12 protein-coding genes are annotated in these 17,013 nt (G+C 61.7%); 3 read left to right on the top strand and 9 right to left on the bottom strand.

From position 1 onward, the window contains the following. Window positions 1-2 precede the first annotated feature (2 nt). The gene (locus HUU46_23675; GenBank protein ID NUM56638.1) at window positions 3-3,554 is read left to right on the top strand and encodes a carboxypeptidase regulatory-like domain-containing protein; all 3,552 of its coding nucleotides are present in this window, start codon (window positions 3-5) and stop codon (window positions 3,552-3,554) included. 295 nt (window positions 3,555-3,849) lie between these two features. Here the strand turns inward: HUU46_23675 and HUU46_23670 are convergent, their stop codons facing one another. Both HUU46_23670 and HUU46_23665 read right to left on the bottom strand, forming a co-directional pair. Continuing rightward, on the bottom strand, window positions 3,850-4,869 hold the full coding sequence (locus tag HUU46_23670) for an ABC transporter substrate-binding protein (protein NUM56637.1): 1,020 nt from the start codon (window positions 4,867-4,869) through the stop codon (window positions 3,850-3,852). Window positions 4,870-4,922: 53 nt separating this feature from the next. After that, the gene (locus HUU46_23665) at window positions 4,923-5,393 is read right to left on the bottom strand and encodes a hypothetical protein (protein NUM56636.1); all 471 of its coding nucleotides are present in this window, start codon (window positions 5,391-5,393) and stop codon (window positions 4,923-4,925) included. 372 nt (window positions 5,394-5,765) lie between these two features. Here HUU46_23665 and HUU46_23660 point away from each other — a divergent pair, with 372 nt between their 5' ends. Then, window positions 5,766-7,499: a dynamin family protein gene (locus HUU46_23660; GenBank protein ID NUM56635.1), complete on the top strand. Its 1,734-nt coding sequence runs from the start codon at window positions 5,766-5,768 to the stop codon at window positions 7,497-7,499. After that, window positions 7,496-9,127 (top strand): 50S ribosome-binding GTPase, encoded by a 1,632-nt coding sequence (locus HUU46_23655; GenBank protein ID NUM56634.1) that lies wholly within the window; start codon window positions 7,496-7,498, stop codon window positions 9,125-9,127. Before HUU46_23660 ends, HUU46_23655 begins: the two co-directional genes overlap by 4 nt. A gap of 181 nt (window positions 9,128-9,308) precedes the next feature. Here the strand turns inward: HUU46_23655 and HUU46_23650 are convergent, their stop codons facing one another. From HUU46_23650 to HUU46_23620, 7 genes are all read right to left on the bottom strand, one after another. Beyond that, a complete protein-coding gene (locus tag HUU46_23650; GenBank protein ID NUM56633.1) occupies window positions 9,309-10,475 on the bottom strand; it encodes a glutamate--cysteine ligase in 1,167 nt (388 codons plus the stop codon). Then, window positions 10,472-11,947, bottom strand: a complete 1,476-nt coding sequence (locus tag HUU46_23645) for a RimK family protein (GenBank protein ID NUM56632.1) — start codon at window positions 11,945-11,947, stop codon at window positions 10,472-10,474. Before HUU46_23645 ends, HUU46_23650 begins: the two co-directional genes overlap by 4 nt. A 3-nt stretch (window positions 11,948-11,950) precedes the next feature. Beyond that, complete coding sequence (locus tag HUU46_23640; protein ID NUM56631.1) at window positions 11,951-12,667, bottom strand: hypothetical protein; 717 nt, start codon at window positions 12,665-12,667, stop codon at window positions 11,951-11,953. 64 nt (window positions 12,668-12,731) lie between these two features. Then, on the bottom strand, window positions 12,732-13,241 hold the full coding sequence (locus HUU46_23635) for a twin-arginine translocation signal domain-containing protein (GenBank protein ID NUM56630.1): 510 nt from the start codon (window positions 13,239-13,241) through the stop codon (window positions 12,732-12,734). A 6-nt stretch (window positions 13,242-13,247) separates the two neighbouring features. Further along, window positions 13,248-13,982 carry a DUF1080 domain-containing protein gene (locus HUU46_23630; protein NUM56629.1) on the bottom strand — a complete coding sequence of 245 codons (735 nt, stop codon included), beginning with the start codon at window positions 13,980-13,982 and terminating at the stop codon, window positions 13,248-13,250. A gap of 108 nt (window positions 13,983-14,090) precedes the next feature. After that, window positions 14,091-15,530: a Gfo/Idh/MocA family oxidoreductase gene (locus HUU46_23625; protein ID NUM56628.1), complete on the bottom strand. Its 1,440-nt coding sequence runs from the start codon at window positions 15,528-15,530 to the stop codon at window positions 14,091-14,093. Between the two features lie 324 nt (window positions 15,531-15,854). Beyond that, window positions 15,855-16,469: a hypothetical protein gene (locus HUU46_23620; GenBank protein NUM56627.1), complete on the bottom strand. Its 615-nt coding sequence runs from the start codon at window positions 16,467-16,469 to the stop codon at window positions 15,855-15,857. Window positions 16,470-17,013: the final 544 nt, after the last annotated feature.

Here is a 17,013-nt window from a genome sequence, read left to right as displayed (position 1 = left end):
CAATGAACCAGAACCTACGCTTTTACGCACTGATCGCAGCCGTACTCGTCGTTGTCGGCGGGTTGTTCTACTTCATCCGCGGCAATGACAAAGGCGATACAAAGGACTCCGCGCCAGTCGCGTCAAAGGCGGAAACACCGGCCACGCGCGACGCGGCCGAAGCGCCCACCGTTACGTCCACCCGCCGCGAAAGCCGATTGACGGCAACAGCGTCGCGTCCTTCCGCGCCGCGCGAGATGACCACCTCCAAGAAGATCGGCAACTACGCGATCAGCGGCCAGGTCGTTTTGCAGGAGGACGAGTCACCCGTCGAGGGCGCGGAGGTCTCGATCTACTGGACCGACAAAGATGCGGCGATCCAAACCTACGACGACGATAACGTGTGGCGCGCCCGCACGAACGTAAAGGGGTTCTATCGCGTCGATAAACTACCGCCCAGCCAGTACATCGTCATCGCGACGAAGGACGATCTCGCCGGTGTGAGCGGCACCGCGATTAACGCGCGCGAGCCCGAAGACAATATCGTCAACCTGTCGCTCCGCGCCTCCGGCGTCATCTCCGGAAACGTGATCAATGAGCAGCGCGAGCCGATACCGGGCGCCCTAATCGCGCTCGGCCAGGGCAAACGCGGCCAGCGCGACATCTACGGCGGCAACACGCAGACGAAATCCGCGCCGGACGGATCCTTCACGCTGAATTTTGTCGACGACGGCACGTGGACGATCAATGCCAAGGCGGAGGGATACGCCGTCGCCGAAGTCAATGACGTCGCGCTGAATTCCGAAAACGTCGAGATCGTGATGAAGAAAGGCGCGAGCCTTTCCGGCAGTGTCGTGTCGGTGGACACGACGAAACCCGTTCCGAATGTAAGTCTCATCCTTTCCCTCGCCGGCGGGCGCTACAACCGGCTCGGCACACAGAAAGTCTCCACCGACGCCGACGGAAAGTTCGTGTTCCCCGATCTGGCGGACGGCGCCTATGGACTGGCGCTCGACAAGCAACCGTATGTGATTTCCGGCCAAGTCCCGCCAATTACCATAGAAGGCGCGAAGAGCATCGAGAACATCCAATTGAACGTCGTGATGGGCGGATCGATCTCCGGGCGTGCAACGGATGCGGAGACCGGAGCTCCGATCGTTGGAATGCAGTTCAGCGCGCGCGGCGGTTCGGGCGGTATGATCCGCGCGGAAACGGATGAGGACGGCGTCTTCAAGCTGGAAGGGCTGCAAGCGGGCCAGTACACCGTGCGCCGCATGTGGATGGCGGGATACCGGCACGGAGAAGACCGTGAAGACAAGTCGGCGACGGTCGGACTGGGCGAGGAAGTGACCGGCATCGATTTCGCCGTGCCGCCCGGCCTCACCATGCGCGGGCGCGTCGTGGACAAGACCGGCGAACCAATTCCCATGGTGAACGTGACAAGCGCCGACGCGACGAACAACGAAGGCGAAACGATGGTGACCGACGAAAAAGGCCGCTGGGTACATCGCGGCTTCTCGCCCGGAACGGTCGTCACGATCACCGCGTCGAAGGCGGGCTATTCCGCGCCGCCGATGGAGAACGTCACGATCCCCGATCACGAACTCACGGACATCGAAATCGTGATGGACGCGGGCGCGAGTATCGCGGGCGTCGTCGTCGATAAGGAAGGCAACCCGCTGGACGACGTGTACGTCACGGCGGTCGCATCGAACCCGGCGTCGCCGGATCAGCGCCAGCAGACCGCGTGGAGCCGCGACGGCGGAAAGTTCAAAGTGCAGGGGCTCAGCGAAGGCGCATACAAACTGCAGGCGCGCCCGCCGCGGTCGTGGGGCCAGCCCACGCCGACGGGCAACGACGTGCAGGTCGCGAAGGGCGAAAACGTGACCGGCGTCAAAGTCGTCGTCGATTTCGATTCGGGCTCCAAGATCGCGGGCCGAGTCGTCGATTCCGCGGGCAAGCCGATCAAAGGCGCGAATGTGAACGCGTATATGCCGACCGGTGGCGGTGGCGGCAACGACGAATCCGATGACGACGGAAAGTACGAAATCGTCGGCCTGCAACCTGGCGCGCATTGGGTGAATGTCTACCACAATAACTACACGCAATTCCGGCAAGAGCAGGTCGAGGCGCCAAACCCGAACTTCAACATCACGCTTCGCGGCAAGGCGACGATCAAAGGCCGTGTTTTGGAGGCGCGGTCCGGCCAGCCCGTTCGCACGTTTTCGATCATGACGATGTCGGGCCAGGTCGATCGGGTTGACCCCGGCAATTACTGGGGCAACAGCGGGCAAACGTTTGTAAGCGATCAGGGAGAGTTCGAGATTCGCGCGGACGACGGCGGCGCGACGCTGTACGTTCAAGCGCAGGGCTACGCCCCCGCGACGCACAAGATTCCCGATGCGAAGGAGGGCCAGACCAAGTCCGGCGTCGATATTCGTCTCGATTCGGGCGGCGCGATCGAAGGCACCGTCATCACCAAGACCGGCGAACGCGTCGCGGGTGCGCGCATCTACACCGGCCGCGCGCCGATGGGCGATTGGGAGCGCCGCGAGCGGCCCTCCGCCGCGACGACGGACGCGAATGGCGCGTTCCGGATCGATTCGCTCCCCGCGCAAGAAGTGCGGCTGTACGCGCTGCACGAAAGCTATGCTTCGGCGACCGCGACCGCCACGCCATCGGCAGGCGGTGCGCCCGCGTCCGTTCAGATCGTCCTGGGCAGCGGCGGCACCGTGAAGGGCGTCGTGCGCGTAGACGGAAAACCGGCGAGCGGCTACGGCGTGTCGATTTGGGCGCAGGACGGCGGCCATCAAAACAACGTGAATGTCGGAAGCAACGGCGAGTACAGCTTCACCGGTCTGCCGGAAGGGTCGGTTTCGTTAACCGTGTATAGCAATCGCGGCGGCACGAACCGAAATGTATCGAAGCAGGCGGAAATCGTCGCGGATCAGACGACCACCGTCGATTTCGATATGGTCAGTGGAAACGCCGTGCTCGAAGGCAGCGTCACACGCGCTGGCCAGGCGGTTTCCGGCGCGTGGGTGAATGTGAACATCAGAACGGAAGGTGACACGAACGAAGCATCGGGCGTGCAGTCCGGCGCCAACGGCTCGTTCCGGTTTGAAGGGTTGCCGCCAGGAATGGCAAACGTGATGATCCATGAGAACGTCGGAGGACCGTCAGGGCAACGGACGCGCAGTTTCCGCGTCGAGTTGGTGAACGACGAGACGACGCGGCTCGACGCCGACCTGGATTCCGGCGCGCGCGTGAACGGAAAGGTCACCGGAGCGCCGCAGGGCTGGATGACGAGCGTAATGCTGGTGACGGGCGCTGTGGAGATCCCGGCGGATGCGAACCTGCAGGAGATGTATCAGGGCCTGACCGATCGCATGGCCGGCGGCGCACAGGCGCAGGCGGACGGTTCATTCACCATCGAAGGCGCACAACCGGGCGAATACACAGCCATCGTCGTCGCGTTCGATCCACAGTCCGGCGGCCAAACATTCAAACACGCAACGGCGTCGGTGTCCGTTCCGGAAAGCGGCGAAGCATCGGTGAATGTGACGCTGCCGTAACGCACACTACCTGCACTTGCCGATATTCAAGTAAGGGGTGGGGCGAGGCTCCGTCCGAGCCGCAACGTGACGCACACTACCTGCACTTGCCGATATTCAGGTGAGGGGTTGGGGCGAGGCTCTGTCCGAGCCGCAATGTGACGCACACTACCTGCACTTGCCGATATTCAGGCAAGGGGTGGGGCGAGGCTCCGTCCGAGCCGCAATGTGACGGATTTCGCAGGCAGCCCGGACGGAGCCTCGCCCCACCCGTACGCGCGCGATTTGGAACCGAACTCCAATCCGGCTCTACCGATTACCCCAGCGGGTTCAGCAGCTTCTGCACCTCCGGCGTCTCGAAGTTCTCCATCGTGACGACCGTGACGCCGGTGTCAATGCGCTTTTCGACTTGTTTGCCGTTGATCACATCGAGCGCCGTTTTCACGCCGTCGTAGCCCATGCGGAACGGGTTCTGCACGATAAGCGCCTGGATCGTGCCTTTCTTCAACGCGGCGACTTCGTCATCGCCCGCGTCGAATGCGACGAGCTTCACCTGGCCCGCCTTGCCCGCGGCTTCGAGTGCCTGCACCACGCCGACGGCGGCGGGTTCGTTTGCTGCGAAAATGCCCTTGAGATTGGGATTGCGTGTCAGCATGTCCTCGGTAACGTTCATCGCCTTAATCACGTCGCTCTGGCTGTATTGAACGTCCGCGATTTTGACATTCGGAAATTCGGCGATGCCTTTCTTGAACCCTTCCTCGCGCTGTTCGGATGTACCCGCGCCCTTCACAAACGGAATCAGCCCAACTTCTCCCTCGTTGCCGATGAGTTTCGCAAGTTCGCGCGCCGCCGCCGCCGCGCCCGCAACGTTGTCCGTCGCGATGAACGAATGCGGCAGATCGGAATTTACCCCGCTGTCGATCGTGACGACGGGAATCTTCTTGTCGAGCGCTTTCTGAATGACATCGACCAGCGCGTCTTGGTCGCACGCCGCCATGACGATTGCGTTCACCCCCGCGCCGATCTGGTCCTCAATCAAATTGATCTGTTTGACGACCTCTGTCTCTTTCTCCGGCCCGATCCAGTTGATCTCGATGCCGAACTCCTTGCCCGCGGCGTCCGCGCCCGCCTTGACCGTCAACCAGAACTGGTGTGTGAGTCCCTTCGGCACTACGGCGAATTTCAGTTTGCCGCCCGCCTGCGGCGTTGTGCCCGGAGCTGCTACGGTTTCGCTCGGTGGCGCCCCCGTTTGCTGCGGCGGCGCGGAAGGTACGCTCGGCTGGCAACCGGCAAAGAGAATGACTGCGATCAGGAACCCGATGGTTTTGTTTCTCATAGAGTGACTTTCTCGAAGGTTTACTTCACCAAAACTTAACACTGTTCCACTCGTCAATTCATTCGATAGTTCTGCAATTCCTTGTACACTCCTACGATGTCCGTCAACCTACAATTAGAGAATGAGGCTTCATCCTTTGTGAAAATGAGGATAACACCTTTCTCGTACCCCAGCCCGTTGCAGAATTTGACGAAACGGGGAACTGATTCTATTGAAACTAAATCTACAGTCAAACAGTTATCGAGTGCGCCTCCATTCTCGGAAGATTGACTTACACCAACGTACGCGCCCCAAGACGGATTGGAATCAATCAACGGTGCGGCCAACTGTGCGATTTCGTACGGATCCAATTCCTTTTCTGCTGGCCAAACAAACGTGCCGCGAAGATCCGATGGTGCCTTTTGCGCCAATACTGAATCCGTGGCGTAGACGCGCACATCCCGAAAATCGGGTTTACCACAACTGGCCAACAGCAGGGCGGCGACAAGGCCAAATCGCAGTTTAGAGCGTCCTAACGCTACCATGAGAAATGCCAAGGATGTGGCGACCTGTGTACGTACCTAATATATCCTACCCCACGACGGAACCTAAAATATATGTCACAATTCAGAAAGAGCCGTACGAGAAAGAAGAAACGAGTCGGCGACTCCAAGATTGATAATCGAATACTGCGCAAAGATCTTCAAGAAATCGACCGAAAATCTCTGATCGAGGCTACGAACGCAGCCTACGCAAAGTTGCGGCACAACCGGACGGCCTGGAGCGAAGAACTTGAGGAGCGAGCACCGTGGGATTCTACACTCAACGATGGCTTGGACGAGTACTAACCTGTAGTATCTTGGATGATGACCACTTTCTCAAATGATCCCCGCCGCGACCCAGATTCGATCGGCACCATGCTATCCCAATTCGATTCAACCCTCCGCCAATTCCGCGCGGCGCTTTCCGGCGACGCGCAACTTTCCGAAGCGGTATTCGGCGGCGCCGACGAGTGGACCAATCTCCTGTCGCACAAACTTGTCCCGCACCTCGCCGGCGAGGGCTGCCTGATCGTCGCGGTCACCGGCGGCACAAATACCGGCAAATCGACCGTGTTCAACATGCTGTTGGGCCGCTCCGTCAGCCCGGTGGTAGCAACAGCCGCTGCGACGGCGCGGCCGTTGATCGCCGCGAACGCCGAGCGCGCGCAACAGTGCCTCGACGGCAAGCTTGTCCCCGAACTCGATGCGCTCCCCCTGCACGACGCGCACGACGTGACCGAACGGACGTCCCCGAAAAACGCGCTCTACGTCGCGACACACGACGCCTTGCCCGACCGGCTTACACTGCTCGATACGCCGGACGTGGATTCGATCGAACGCGAGCATTGGGCGGTGGCGGACGCAATCCGTGCGACGGGCGACGTGCTGATCGCGGTGTTGACGGGCGAGAAGTACAAGGACGACCGCGTCGTCGCGTTCTTCCGGCAGGCGCTCGCATCGGGGCGCGTCGTCGTGCCGGTGATGAACAAGGCGAACCCGGATCGCCACTACGAGGTCGCGCGCAAGCAGTTGGGCGAGTTCCGCGAACTGATCGGCACGGATACGCCGAGTTTCGTCGTGCCGCACGACTTTAAACTGAAAATCGAGCCAATCAAAGCGCTGGACGAAGAGCTGACCCTGATCGACTACATCGATTCCCTCGACGTGCCGGAGATCAAGCGCCGCGTCTACGCGGGCACCGTCGCGCACGTGGCGCAGCGCGCGGCGGAATTCCTCGAAAACGCGAACGACGTCGCGCTCGGGCTTCGCGCGGCCGCGCGCGAGTTCCAGGCGCGCGCGGAGCACGTCTCGATGCAATACAACCCCACGCCGGGCGCGGCGGTCGGCGGATTGTTTCACGAGTTCGTCCAGTCCAAGCGCGGGTTCCCGTTCAAGGTAATGGGAAACGTGAGCCGCGCGTTTGTGAATGCCGTTTCATCCGTAGGCCGCGCCATTTCCGGCGCCGTCGTGCGCCGCGCCGCCCTCGAAGCGCCCGAACCCGTCACGGACGCCACGCTGAACAAAATGCATGGCGAGACCATCGAACGCATTGCGCGCGATCTTGCCGCCGGTTATCACGAGTCCGCGCGAAACCTGCGCGAACCCGCCGCACATCTGGTTCGAGATGGATTAAAACGGATTGAAGTCGACAGCGCCGCGCGCGCCGTTCGCGAGGCCACGTTGCGGAGCGACAACGTCTCCGACGAATTCCGGCAGTACGCGTGCCGCACACTCGAAACGTGGTGGACCGATCATCGCGGCAAACGCATCACGCTCCAAACGCTCGACGGTATCCTCGCCGTCACGCCGGCCGCGATCGCCGGCGCAATGGCCGCGCACACCGCGGGCATGGGCGTGGACGTGGCGCTGGCCGTCGGCGGTCCGATGGCGGAGCAGTTCGCCGCGCGGGTGATCGAGTATCAGTTCGGCGATGCCCTGTTCGATTTCCTGTCGCCGTGGCGCAAGGAGCAGCGCGCGCTCCTCGAGAATGCGCTGCTCGACCACATCACGCGGCCCGCGCTCGCGCGCCTCAACGAATATCTTGCCGTGTTCGACGGTGATATCATGGCCGAGTTACGGAGACTTCACGCGCAGTGTTCGACAGCATGAACAGCGTCCTTTCGCGGCTCGATACGCTCGCTGCGTACGCCGGGCCGTGGCGTCCCTTGCGCGACGAAACCCCGTTGTTGCGCACGCGAATTTCCGAATTGCGCGAGCGCGAAGAACGGCTCGACGGCATGCTGGTCGTCGCGCTCGTCGGCGGTTCCGGCGTCGGCAAATCGACGTTGCTCAACGCGCTCGCGGGCGATCAGCTCGCGCCAACCTCGGAGTATCGCCCGTGTACGTCCGCGCCGACCGTGTATCAGCCGCCCGGTTCGTCGTTCGGCCTGGACGGATGGACGCGCATTTACGGGTCCGCGCTCGAACACTTGATCGTTATCGATACGCCGGATTCCGACACCGTCGTGCGGCACCATCGCGACAGCGTCATCGCCGCATTGAAACAGGCCGATGTCGTCCTCGTGTGCGGAAGCCCCGAAAAATATCTCGACGAAGCGACGTGGTCGTTGCTGCGCCCCTTGCAGGGCGAGCGGACCATGGTCTGCGTCGAAACCAAGGCGGACATCGAGACCGAGTCCATCCGCGAACATTGGCTCGGCCGCATGCGCGATCAGGGATTCGCCGTGTCGCAGTTCTTCCGCGTCAGCCCGCGCCGTACCCTCGATCGAAAACTGACGGGGCGCGGCGCGGCGGAGAGCGAGTTCGATTTTCCGCGGCTCGAATCGTTTCTGCACGACGAGCTGAACGTCGAACAGGCGCGGCGCATCAAACGGTCCAACGCGTATGGCCTGCTGTCCAAAACGCTCGAATCCCTGACCGAACGCGTGGCGATGCGCTCCGCGGAACTCGACGAGCTTGCAGAGGTTCTGGACGAGCGCGATAAATCGGTCGCACGCGAAGTGTGCGACAACCTGAGCGGACGAATCTTCGCGGAGCCGCATTTGTGGAACTTCGCATTGGGCCGCGAAGTCGGCCTGCGCGCGAAGGGCATCGTCGGCACGCTCTACCGCATCCTCGAAGCCGTCCGCACGCTACCCGCGCGCGCCGCGAAATGGTTCTCCTGGGGCGCTCGCTTCACCACCGGCAAACAGGCGGCGGCGCTGTTGACCGAGCAGCCGCTGTTCGCCGAGGAAATCGACATTGCCAGCGACGCGATCCGCGCGGCCTACGCGAACCATCACAGCCACGTCGCGCTCGCCTTCGCGCAGGTGGGCTTTGACCTGCCGCATGACGAATCGGGCTTCACGCGTTTCGTGGATGGCGTTCAAACGCGCCTCGCGGAGTTGCTTCGAGGCCCCGCGCGCGATCGCATCGTCAGCCGCGCGCGACTGCTCGCCAGTTGGCCGATGACCTTGCTCGCGGATTCGCCACCGATCGCCTTCTTGGTCTATGCCGGCTACCGAATCGTCAACGACTACTTCACCGGCGTTACGTTGCCGGCCAATTACTTCGTCCACGCCGGCGCCGTGCTCGCCATCATTCTGGGAATCGAACTGTTCGCGATGTCGCTCTGTGCGCGCCTCTTCGCGTGGTCCGCGCGCCGCAGCGCAACCCGCGCGCTCCGCACCGCCCTGCTCACCGGCGGTTACGCCTTCATCCCGGAACGCAGCGCCCTCGCCGAAGCCCGGCAAAGCGTAGACGAAATCCGCTCCCTGTCCCCGCGCCATCCAAAGTAGATCAGTTCAAATTGGACTTATCTCCCGTGCACGCACTCTTTATCGTGCTCGTGCTCGTAATCGTGCTCGTAATCGTAATCGATCTTCTCGTTCCCGGATTTTTTATTCTTGTTCCCAACTTTCCAGTTGGGAATGCGCTCTTGAAAAGCTCTGCTTTGGCGCAGCCAATTCCGCGTCACCCCTACAAAAACATCGCCCCCTGCTCGAGGCACTCGCACAACCTCCCATACACACGCGCGACACCGATGCGCGACAAATCGTCCGGCGCGATACCTTTCCGATACGCCGCCGAATCGTCCGCCAGCGTGCGCCACAGATCGCCCACCGTCGCGCCGGCGCCCACGCCAAAGACCCTGCCGTAATCTGGGCTCGCAATCGGCGCGCGTTCGCCGCCGCGAATCACACCGACCAGCATCTCGTGCAGCGCTTCGGTCGGCCAGCGCTTCTGGTCCTCGAACGCGACCCACTTCTCCTCGCACAACCCCCGCAACACCCCCGTCAATGCGCACACAACCGCGAGATCGGCGGCGGGACACTCCTGAACATCGAGCACGCGCACCTCGATCGTGTTCCGTTCGAATCGCGCGATCGCCCCGCGCGCGTTGAGCCACTCGTCCTGCAGGATGCCGTCCGGGTCGAACGGCGCAATCTCCCCGTACATCTGCTGCAGGATTTCGCGCTCGTACTCCTCCGGCGAATACACCGGCTCGGGAATTACGAGTCCCGTGACGGCCGGGATGCGCTTGCAGTTCGTCTGGTATACGTCCATCCGGTTGTCGAGCAGGCCCGTCGCGCGCAGCTCGATGATCGGCGAGCTCGCCGCGAGCGCGGGCATGATCGGCATGAGAAACCGGATTGCCGCGTGCAACCGCGCGAATTCGTCGTCATTCGCGAAAGGCAGGTTCAAATGCACGCTCTGCAGGTTTGACCACCCGTGTCCGCGGCAGTCGAAAACCTTGTTGAACGCGTCGTAAATCTCATTGTTGTCGTGCGGCCACAGACGCGTATTCGTGAACGGGTCCATCCACGGATGCATCGCCGTGGGCATGAGCCGCGCGCCCCTCGGCGCGAGCAGCGCGTTGATGTCGCGGACATTGTCCTGGTAGTCGCGAAACACGCCGTCAATCGATTCCAGCGGAACCGTCGATTTCAGTTCAATGACGTGCAGGACCAGTTCGTTGGACCACGTCACCGCGCCGCGCTCGACCTCGTTCGTGTACCGCCCCGCTACGGCTTTCAGCACTTCGTCCGTAATTGGTTTCACGTCGAGCGTTTCGGCATCGACGATCATGTACTCGAGTTCGACGCCGTAGCGCTCGAACAAATGGAAGGACGGCGGATGCGTCATTTGTCTTCGCGCGCTTCCTTCTGCGCCTCGATGCGCGCGAGAAACACCTCCATGACGCGCAGGTAGAGATCGTCCTTGAGGACACGGTCCTCGAATCCCGCCTCGATGCTGGGGTTGTCGTTGACCTCGATGACGTACGTGCGCCTCCCGCTTTGTTTCAGGTCGACGCCGTAGAATCCGTTGCCGATCAACTTGCTCGCGCGCAGCGCCGTATGCACGACGTGGTCCGGCGCGTCCTCGATGGGCAACGTGTCGACCTTGCCGTAATGCGTCTTCCCTTTGTCGTCGCGGCGCTGGATTTGCCAGTGCTTCTCCGCCATGTGATAGCGGCACGCGTAGAGGGCTTTGCCGTCCAGCACGCCGATGCGCCAGTCATAGTCCGTCGGCAGAAATTCCTGCGCGATGACCAGGTCGGATTCGTCGAGAAGGCTCTCCAGTATCTCGTGAAGCTGCTCTTCGGTCGTGGCCTTGTGGACGCCCTGGGAAAAGGAGCTGTCCGGTTGCTTGAGTATGCACGGCAGGCCGATTTCCGTGAGCACCTCCTCCTGATTTCCCTTGTGCGCAATCAGCGTCTTCGGCACGCGTACGTGGTGCAGATCCATAAGTTCGGCGAGGTAGACCTTATTGCCGCACTTCACGATCGAGTCCGGATCGTCGATGACGACGAGGCCCTCCGCGTGCGCGCGCCGCGACCAGCGGTACGTGTGATGGTCTACACTCGTCGTCTCGCGAATGAACAGTCCGTCGAACTGCGGCAGCGTCCCGTAGTCTTCCTTCTCGACCAGTTCCGCGTCCATATCGAGTCGTTTCGCGGCCTTGACGAATTTCTCCAGCGCGCGCTCGTTCGACGGCGGGTCAAGCTCGGCCGGATTGTGAAGAATCGCGATGTCGTAGCGCGCGGCCGATCGCCAAGGCGCGATGACGCGGGAGTTCTCGAAATAGTCCTGGGTCACCTCGACGACGAAATCGTGATGGTCCTCGGGGATTTCATTGGCGGAAATCGTGCGAAGGCTGGAGAGCTGCCAGCCGTCTTCGTCATCAAGCACAAACTTCGCGCGCATAAAGGGCGACTGGAAGTGGCGGAAAACGTACCCGCACAATTTGTCGTAGCGCTTGGCCATGTTGCGGCCGAAGTAGATGCTCAACGTAAACTCGCGCGAATGAATCGGCTTCAAACTCGACTGAATCAGTTCCTCCAGTTCGTCGGATGCAAGGCGGATGATCGCCGCGGATTTCATGTCCTGGATCGTTTCGATGCTCGGCAGCGGTTTGTGCCCGCGCGCCGTCGCCAGCAGCGACACGTAGTATCCCGTGCTCTGATAGCGGTACGACCGGCACAGGTTGAACACGCGCGCGCCGCGCAGGCGGTAAAACTTCGGATTGGTCAGATAATCGCGCGCGGCGACGACTTCGCCGACCTTGATATCGAGCGGCCAGTTCTGCGGCCGGTTGACCACTATGAGTACCGACATGAATCAGCGTCCACGCTTCTTCTTGGGTTCGATGGCAAGCAGGTTTGCGTCGTACGTGAGCACGCCGAGCAGAATCGAGTTGATGACGCGATCGGCGTCGATACTGTACGTGCGCTCCGTCCCCATCGGGTTCGGTTCGAGCGGATCGGCGACCAGCACCTCGTTCTTCTTTCGATCGTAGCCGCACAGCACTACGAAATGCCCCTGCGAATGCCCCCGCACGTCGTCGTAATCGCCGTCCGGCATCTCGCGCGCGCACCGGTACAGAAACGTCGAACTCAGCCCGGTGATGATAGGGATGGATCGGTTCAGAAACGACACGATGAGTTCCACCGTCAGGTCCTCGAAACGAATCTCGGCGCCGAGTTGGAGCACGTCAATGTACGCTTGGATGGCGCGCTGCAGTTTGCGGGCGGAGCGTTTGTATTCGAGCCGCGCCTCCAGTTTCTCGATGAGTTGTTCCCGCGAACCGGTGAACCAGGTCGGATCGAACACGCGCAGGTTGTACGTATAGATCGCCGCGTCATACCCGCGTTCGAGCGCGTGCCTCGCAAGATAGGCCGCAAGCGTGCCCCCTTCCTCGAGCATGGTCGTTTCCTTGATGACCGCCGGCAGCTTGATGCGGTCGTCGTAGAACCCGTAGATAGCGTGGAGACACGTCGGGCCGCAGGTTGTCTCGTCCGGCTGCGGAAGAATATCGAGCAGTACGCGCTTTTCCATCGTCAACCGGCCGATCGCTCGAGCATTGTGTATTGCGAATAATCGAGCTGCGCGAGTCGTGCGATCAAAACCGTACTTCCCGCCAGCGTCCCTGCGATTCGATCTGGATTCTGCGATTGCTCGTACGCAGCGAGCCTGCGGTCCCGCGGACCGTCATCGAGAATGGCGATGACGCCACCCCGGCAATTGCGACCCGGCGCCCGTCCTCCGTAACGCACGTTATCGAGAACGTGCCGGCGTAGGCGGCCGTGTTCATCGCCGCCGGACGTTGCAGTGCGAGCGCGCCGAACAAACCGTCAAGGCACTCGGCGACCGCCGCCGGCAACTGCTTCCCGTGCCATTCGCGCTGCGCGTCATGCAGGCCCGCGTCGCCATCCAGCGGGACGATGGCGCTGGCTACGCGCACCGAGCCAATTATCCCGCTTGCGACGACGCCGCGCACCGCGGCCCAACGGCGTTCCGTGGGGATCGCCGCGCGTGCGCCAACACCGATGGCCGCCGAGCCAATCGCCGCCGCGCCTAAGAAAGCGCGCCGCGATAGCCGCGAAGTTTCTCGTTGGACCCGATGAAGCATCCCCGGTTAGTCCTTCTTCTTGTCCTTGACCGTGCCCTTGTCGAGCGACTTCACGCGCATGTTGCGGAACTCGACCGAATCGGAATGGTCCTGCAAGCCGATGTATCCTTTCAGCGGCCGATCGTCGAGCGGCTTGCGCCAATCGTCGGGTACGGCTTCCTTCTCGAGTTTTTCCTTCGTGAAGTCGGTAATCTGCACATCGTAGATCACCGTGCCGTTCATAGTCGTGCGGATGTTCGCGCCGTTCGCATACACCTCGACGCTGTTCCATTCGCCAAACTTCTTGTCCGCCTCGACCGTCGGCGCGACGGTGTGGTACAGGGAGCCGGAGCGCTGGTACGGGACTTCCCAACCCGGACGCAACACCTGAATCTCGATGCCGGCGAACGCAGGGTTGCCTTCCTTCGGTGCGCGGATACACACTCCCGAATTCCCCTCGCCGCTGACGCAACGATACTCGTAGCGCAGCACGAAGTCGCCGTACTCGTCGTTCGTGAAGATCCAGTCCCCGCCTTCCGCGCCCGTCACGAGCAGGTTCCCGTCCTTCACCTGATACGCGTCCTTGTTCGTCCCGCGAATCCACCAGCCGTCGAGATCCTTGCCGTTGAACAACGGCTTGAACCCGTCCGCCTGTTCCTCAGCCGACATCTTTCCCGTCGCCTCCGCCGGCGCGGGCGTTTCCGCGAACGCCGCGAGCGAAACGATCAGCGCGACTGCAATTCCGAACGTCACCTTCAACATGGCCCTGCCTTTCCGTGCACGCTCATGGCGTGCGATGCGCACCCCCAAGCTCTCAAATCTCAAATCTCTAATTTCAAATTTCAAATTTCAAATTTGAGATTCCCATATCTACGCCATATACGGCGCCTTCAAACTCCACCCGTTCTGATACGGCCGGTACGCCCACTCATTCGCCACCTTCACCGCGTCCGCATCCTTCCCGGCGAACTTCAGCGCGTTCGCGTCCCACTGCAATTTCTGGTTCGCGAGATAGGCGCACTTGCCCGTAAGGCAAATGACCGCGGTCTGGAACGCAACATCAATATTGCAGATCGGAGACTGGCGCGAGCGCACGCAGTCCGCGAAGTTCTGCCAATGCGCGACATTCATGTCGCCCTCGAGCGCGTCGCGCACGGATTTCGGCTCGGCCTTGCCGAGCTTGCTGTTCGCGCCGAACGGATAGACCGCGTAGCCGAGACGATCCACGCGCATCGTGCCCAGCGTGCCGTGGAAAAAGATTCCGTGGCCCGGGCTCGGCACCTTCTTCTCGCCCACCTGGTCGTACCACCAATCCGGGCTCCACGCGCGATTCGAGAAACTGAGGATGTAATCGTCGAACTCCCAGAACACGTCGAGCGTGTCCGGTGTTGTGCGGTTGTCCGCGAGGATGAGGTTACCGCTCGACGCCGTGACGTTCTTCGGCTGCTTGTCCTGTCCCATCGCCCAGATGGCAATATCGAGCAGGTGCGTGCCCCAGTCCGTGATTTTTCCGCCGGAGTAATCGGTGAACCAGCGGAAATTGTAGATGTACCGGTTCTTGTTGTACTCGACTTTCGGCGTCCAGCCGATATACCTGTCCCAATCGAGCCATTCGGGTTTTGGATCCGTCGGGTTGCCGATACCCTCGATGGTGCTCTCGTCGTGGTTCCAACATTCGACGCGGCCCACTTTGCCGATGTAGCCGCTCTTGATCATCTCGACGGCTTCCTGAAAGTACTTGCCGCTGCGCTGAATCGTGCCCGACTGATAGACCTGCTTAGAGTTCTTCACCTTGTCGCGCACGGCGATGGCTTCTTCAATCGTCGCGCACAACGGCTTCTCGCAATACACGTCCTTGCCCGCATCAATCGCCATCAACGTCGGGATGGTGTGCCAATGGTCCGGCGTCACGACGACCACGGCGTCCACGTCCTTGTTCGCAATGACCTCCTCGAACTTGGCGGTTTCGGTGGGCGGATCGAACCCGCCCTTGCCCACGCCCTTCGACACCAACTGTACTGCGCGCTTCGTATAGGTCGGGAACAGATCGCACACCATAATCGGCTGGATGTCCTGCGCGTCGCGGTTCATGACGATTTGCAGGTTGCGCGTGCCCATGCCGCCCACGCCAATGTGGCCCGTACGGATTTTTTCGTTCGCGCCGATAATCGTCTGCGGCAGAATCCGTTTGAACACCTCCGGCGACGCCTGCGCCGTCTGCGCCGCGGCGGCTCCCGCCGTCACGCCTGCTGCCGCCTTTGCCGCCCCCCGAATGAAATCTCTGCGGGTCACATCCTGCTTCTTCGACATCGCTACGTCTCCCTCATGCACGTCGCGCGTGCGTCTTTATGGTTGGATCGCGCAAACCCCACTCATATTACGAATCCACGCCGGGGATTCCAATTGGAGCGGGCGATTCCGGGGGTCGTCCACGTACGTAATTGGCTGAAGCGGAGTTCTCAGTTTAGCAGCCCGTGGCAAAAGTCCTGTAGCGCCCGGTCTCCGCGCCGGGCGAAACGCGGAGAGGCCAAGTTCGGCCCAAATTCGCGCCCGCCACAGAGAGCGGGACGCGACAAATTGCGGTATTTGGACTTTTGCCACGGGCTGTTAGCCGCTCCGCCGTATTCCACAGGGTCACGGTCCTTTAGTGAGGGGTAGTAGCGATTCATAGGTGGTGTCCCAGAAGGGGCCGAGGGGATCCAGAAGATTCGCGATGTAGCTCGTGTCGATCTGTTTCGCTTTGTCCAGCAGCTCACGCGCTTTTTTCTTCGATCCGTTTCGGGCCTCGTAGGACGCGTCCCGAAGGACCGGGAATGCGCGCTGCATCGTCGGCAGACGGTGTTCATGGATTTCCGCCTGGTCTTCGGGCAGGAGGGAGGTGTCGTGCGAGGCGCGGCGCAGGTGGTCATGTTGTTTCGGAAGTTCGACGCGGGTCGTGGTCTTGGTCTCGAGGGACTTAATGAACCGGCGCAGTTCGGCGGACAGACGCAGGTAGGCCTGGATGTAGATGCTCACCTTCGGGTCGGTCTTGCGGTAGTCTTTGGCGGTGACGAGTTGCATGTCGACCATGGGGTTGACCGCCATGGCGCCGGCGGCGCGCATGGTCATCACCTGCAGCATCGCGACGTGGTGCGCGGCGTACCGCGTCATCTGGCCGGCCTGGGGCATCTCGTCGACACGGGCGAGCGCGGGCGCTCGCGCGCCTCGAGCTTTACCACGTCGGGTCCGGCGCAGGGACAGGACTTCCACATGGGGCAATGTTCGCCGCAGGTCTGGATGGAGCGCGCGTAGAGGCCATGGATGACGCCGTTGCGGTTGCCGGGTTGCGCGCCGGTGAGGTTGAAGCCGCCGTGAAAGCGACAGCGGCCGTTTTCGTGGCTGGGATCAACGGTGCAGGGCTGGCCGGCGAGGTTGCGCGCGCCGCAGATGCGTCGGTTGAGCCGGGCCTCGACGGCTTCGACCTTGGCGACGTGGGCAGCGTCCCAGGCGGGGGAGCAGGGGGAGCCGAGGGCGGTATGACGATTTGGGGAGCGGGATTCGGGTTCCGGGGTCCGGGTTCCGGGTTCCGCGGAGGGGATGGGGATCGGGTCTGTCGGGGCTGTCGGGTCTATCGGGTCTGTCGGGTGTGTCGGGTGTGTCGTGGGGGGAGCTGGATTGGGTTGCGTGGGTTGGTTTTGGGAGTTCATGTGTTGAAGTTGGGCGGCCCCCGTTTTGTAGACCAAGTGAAATGTTAGGGAACCGGGGTTGGTTGATTGCATGTTAGCCGATTCCTGGTGCGTGTGCTACTGTAGGT

The sequence above is a fragment of the Candidatus Hydrogenedentota bacterium genome, assembly GCA_013359265.1.
In the GTDB taxonomy this organism is placed as follows: Bacteria; Hydrogenedentota; Hydrogenedentia; order Hydrogenedentales; family SLHB01; genus JABWCD01.
The sequence above is the reverse complement of the archived record's forward strand: the minus strand, read 5'-3'. Positions and strand labels throughout refer to the sequence as shown.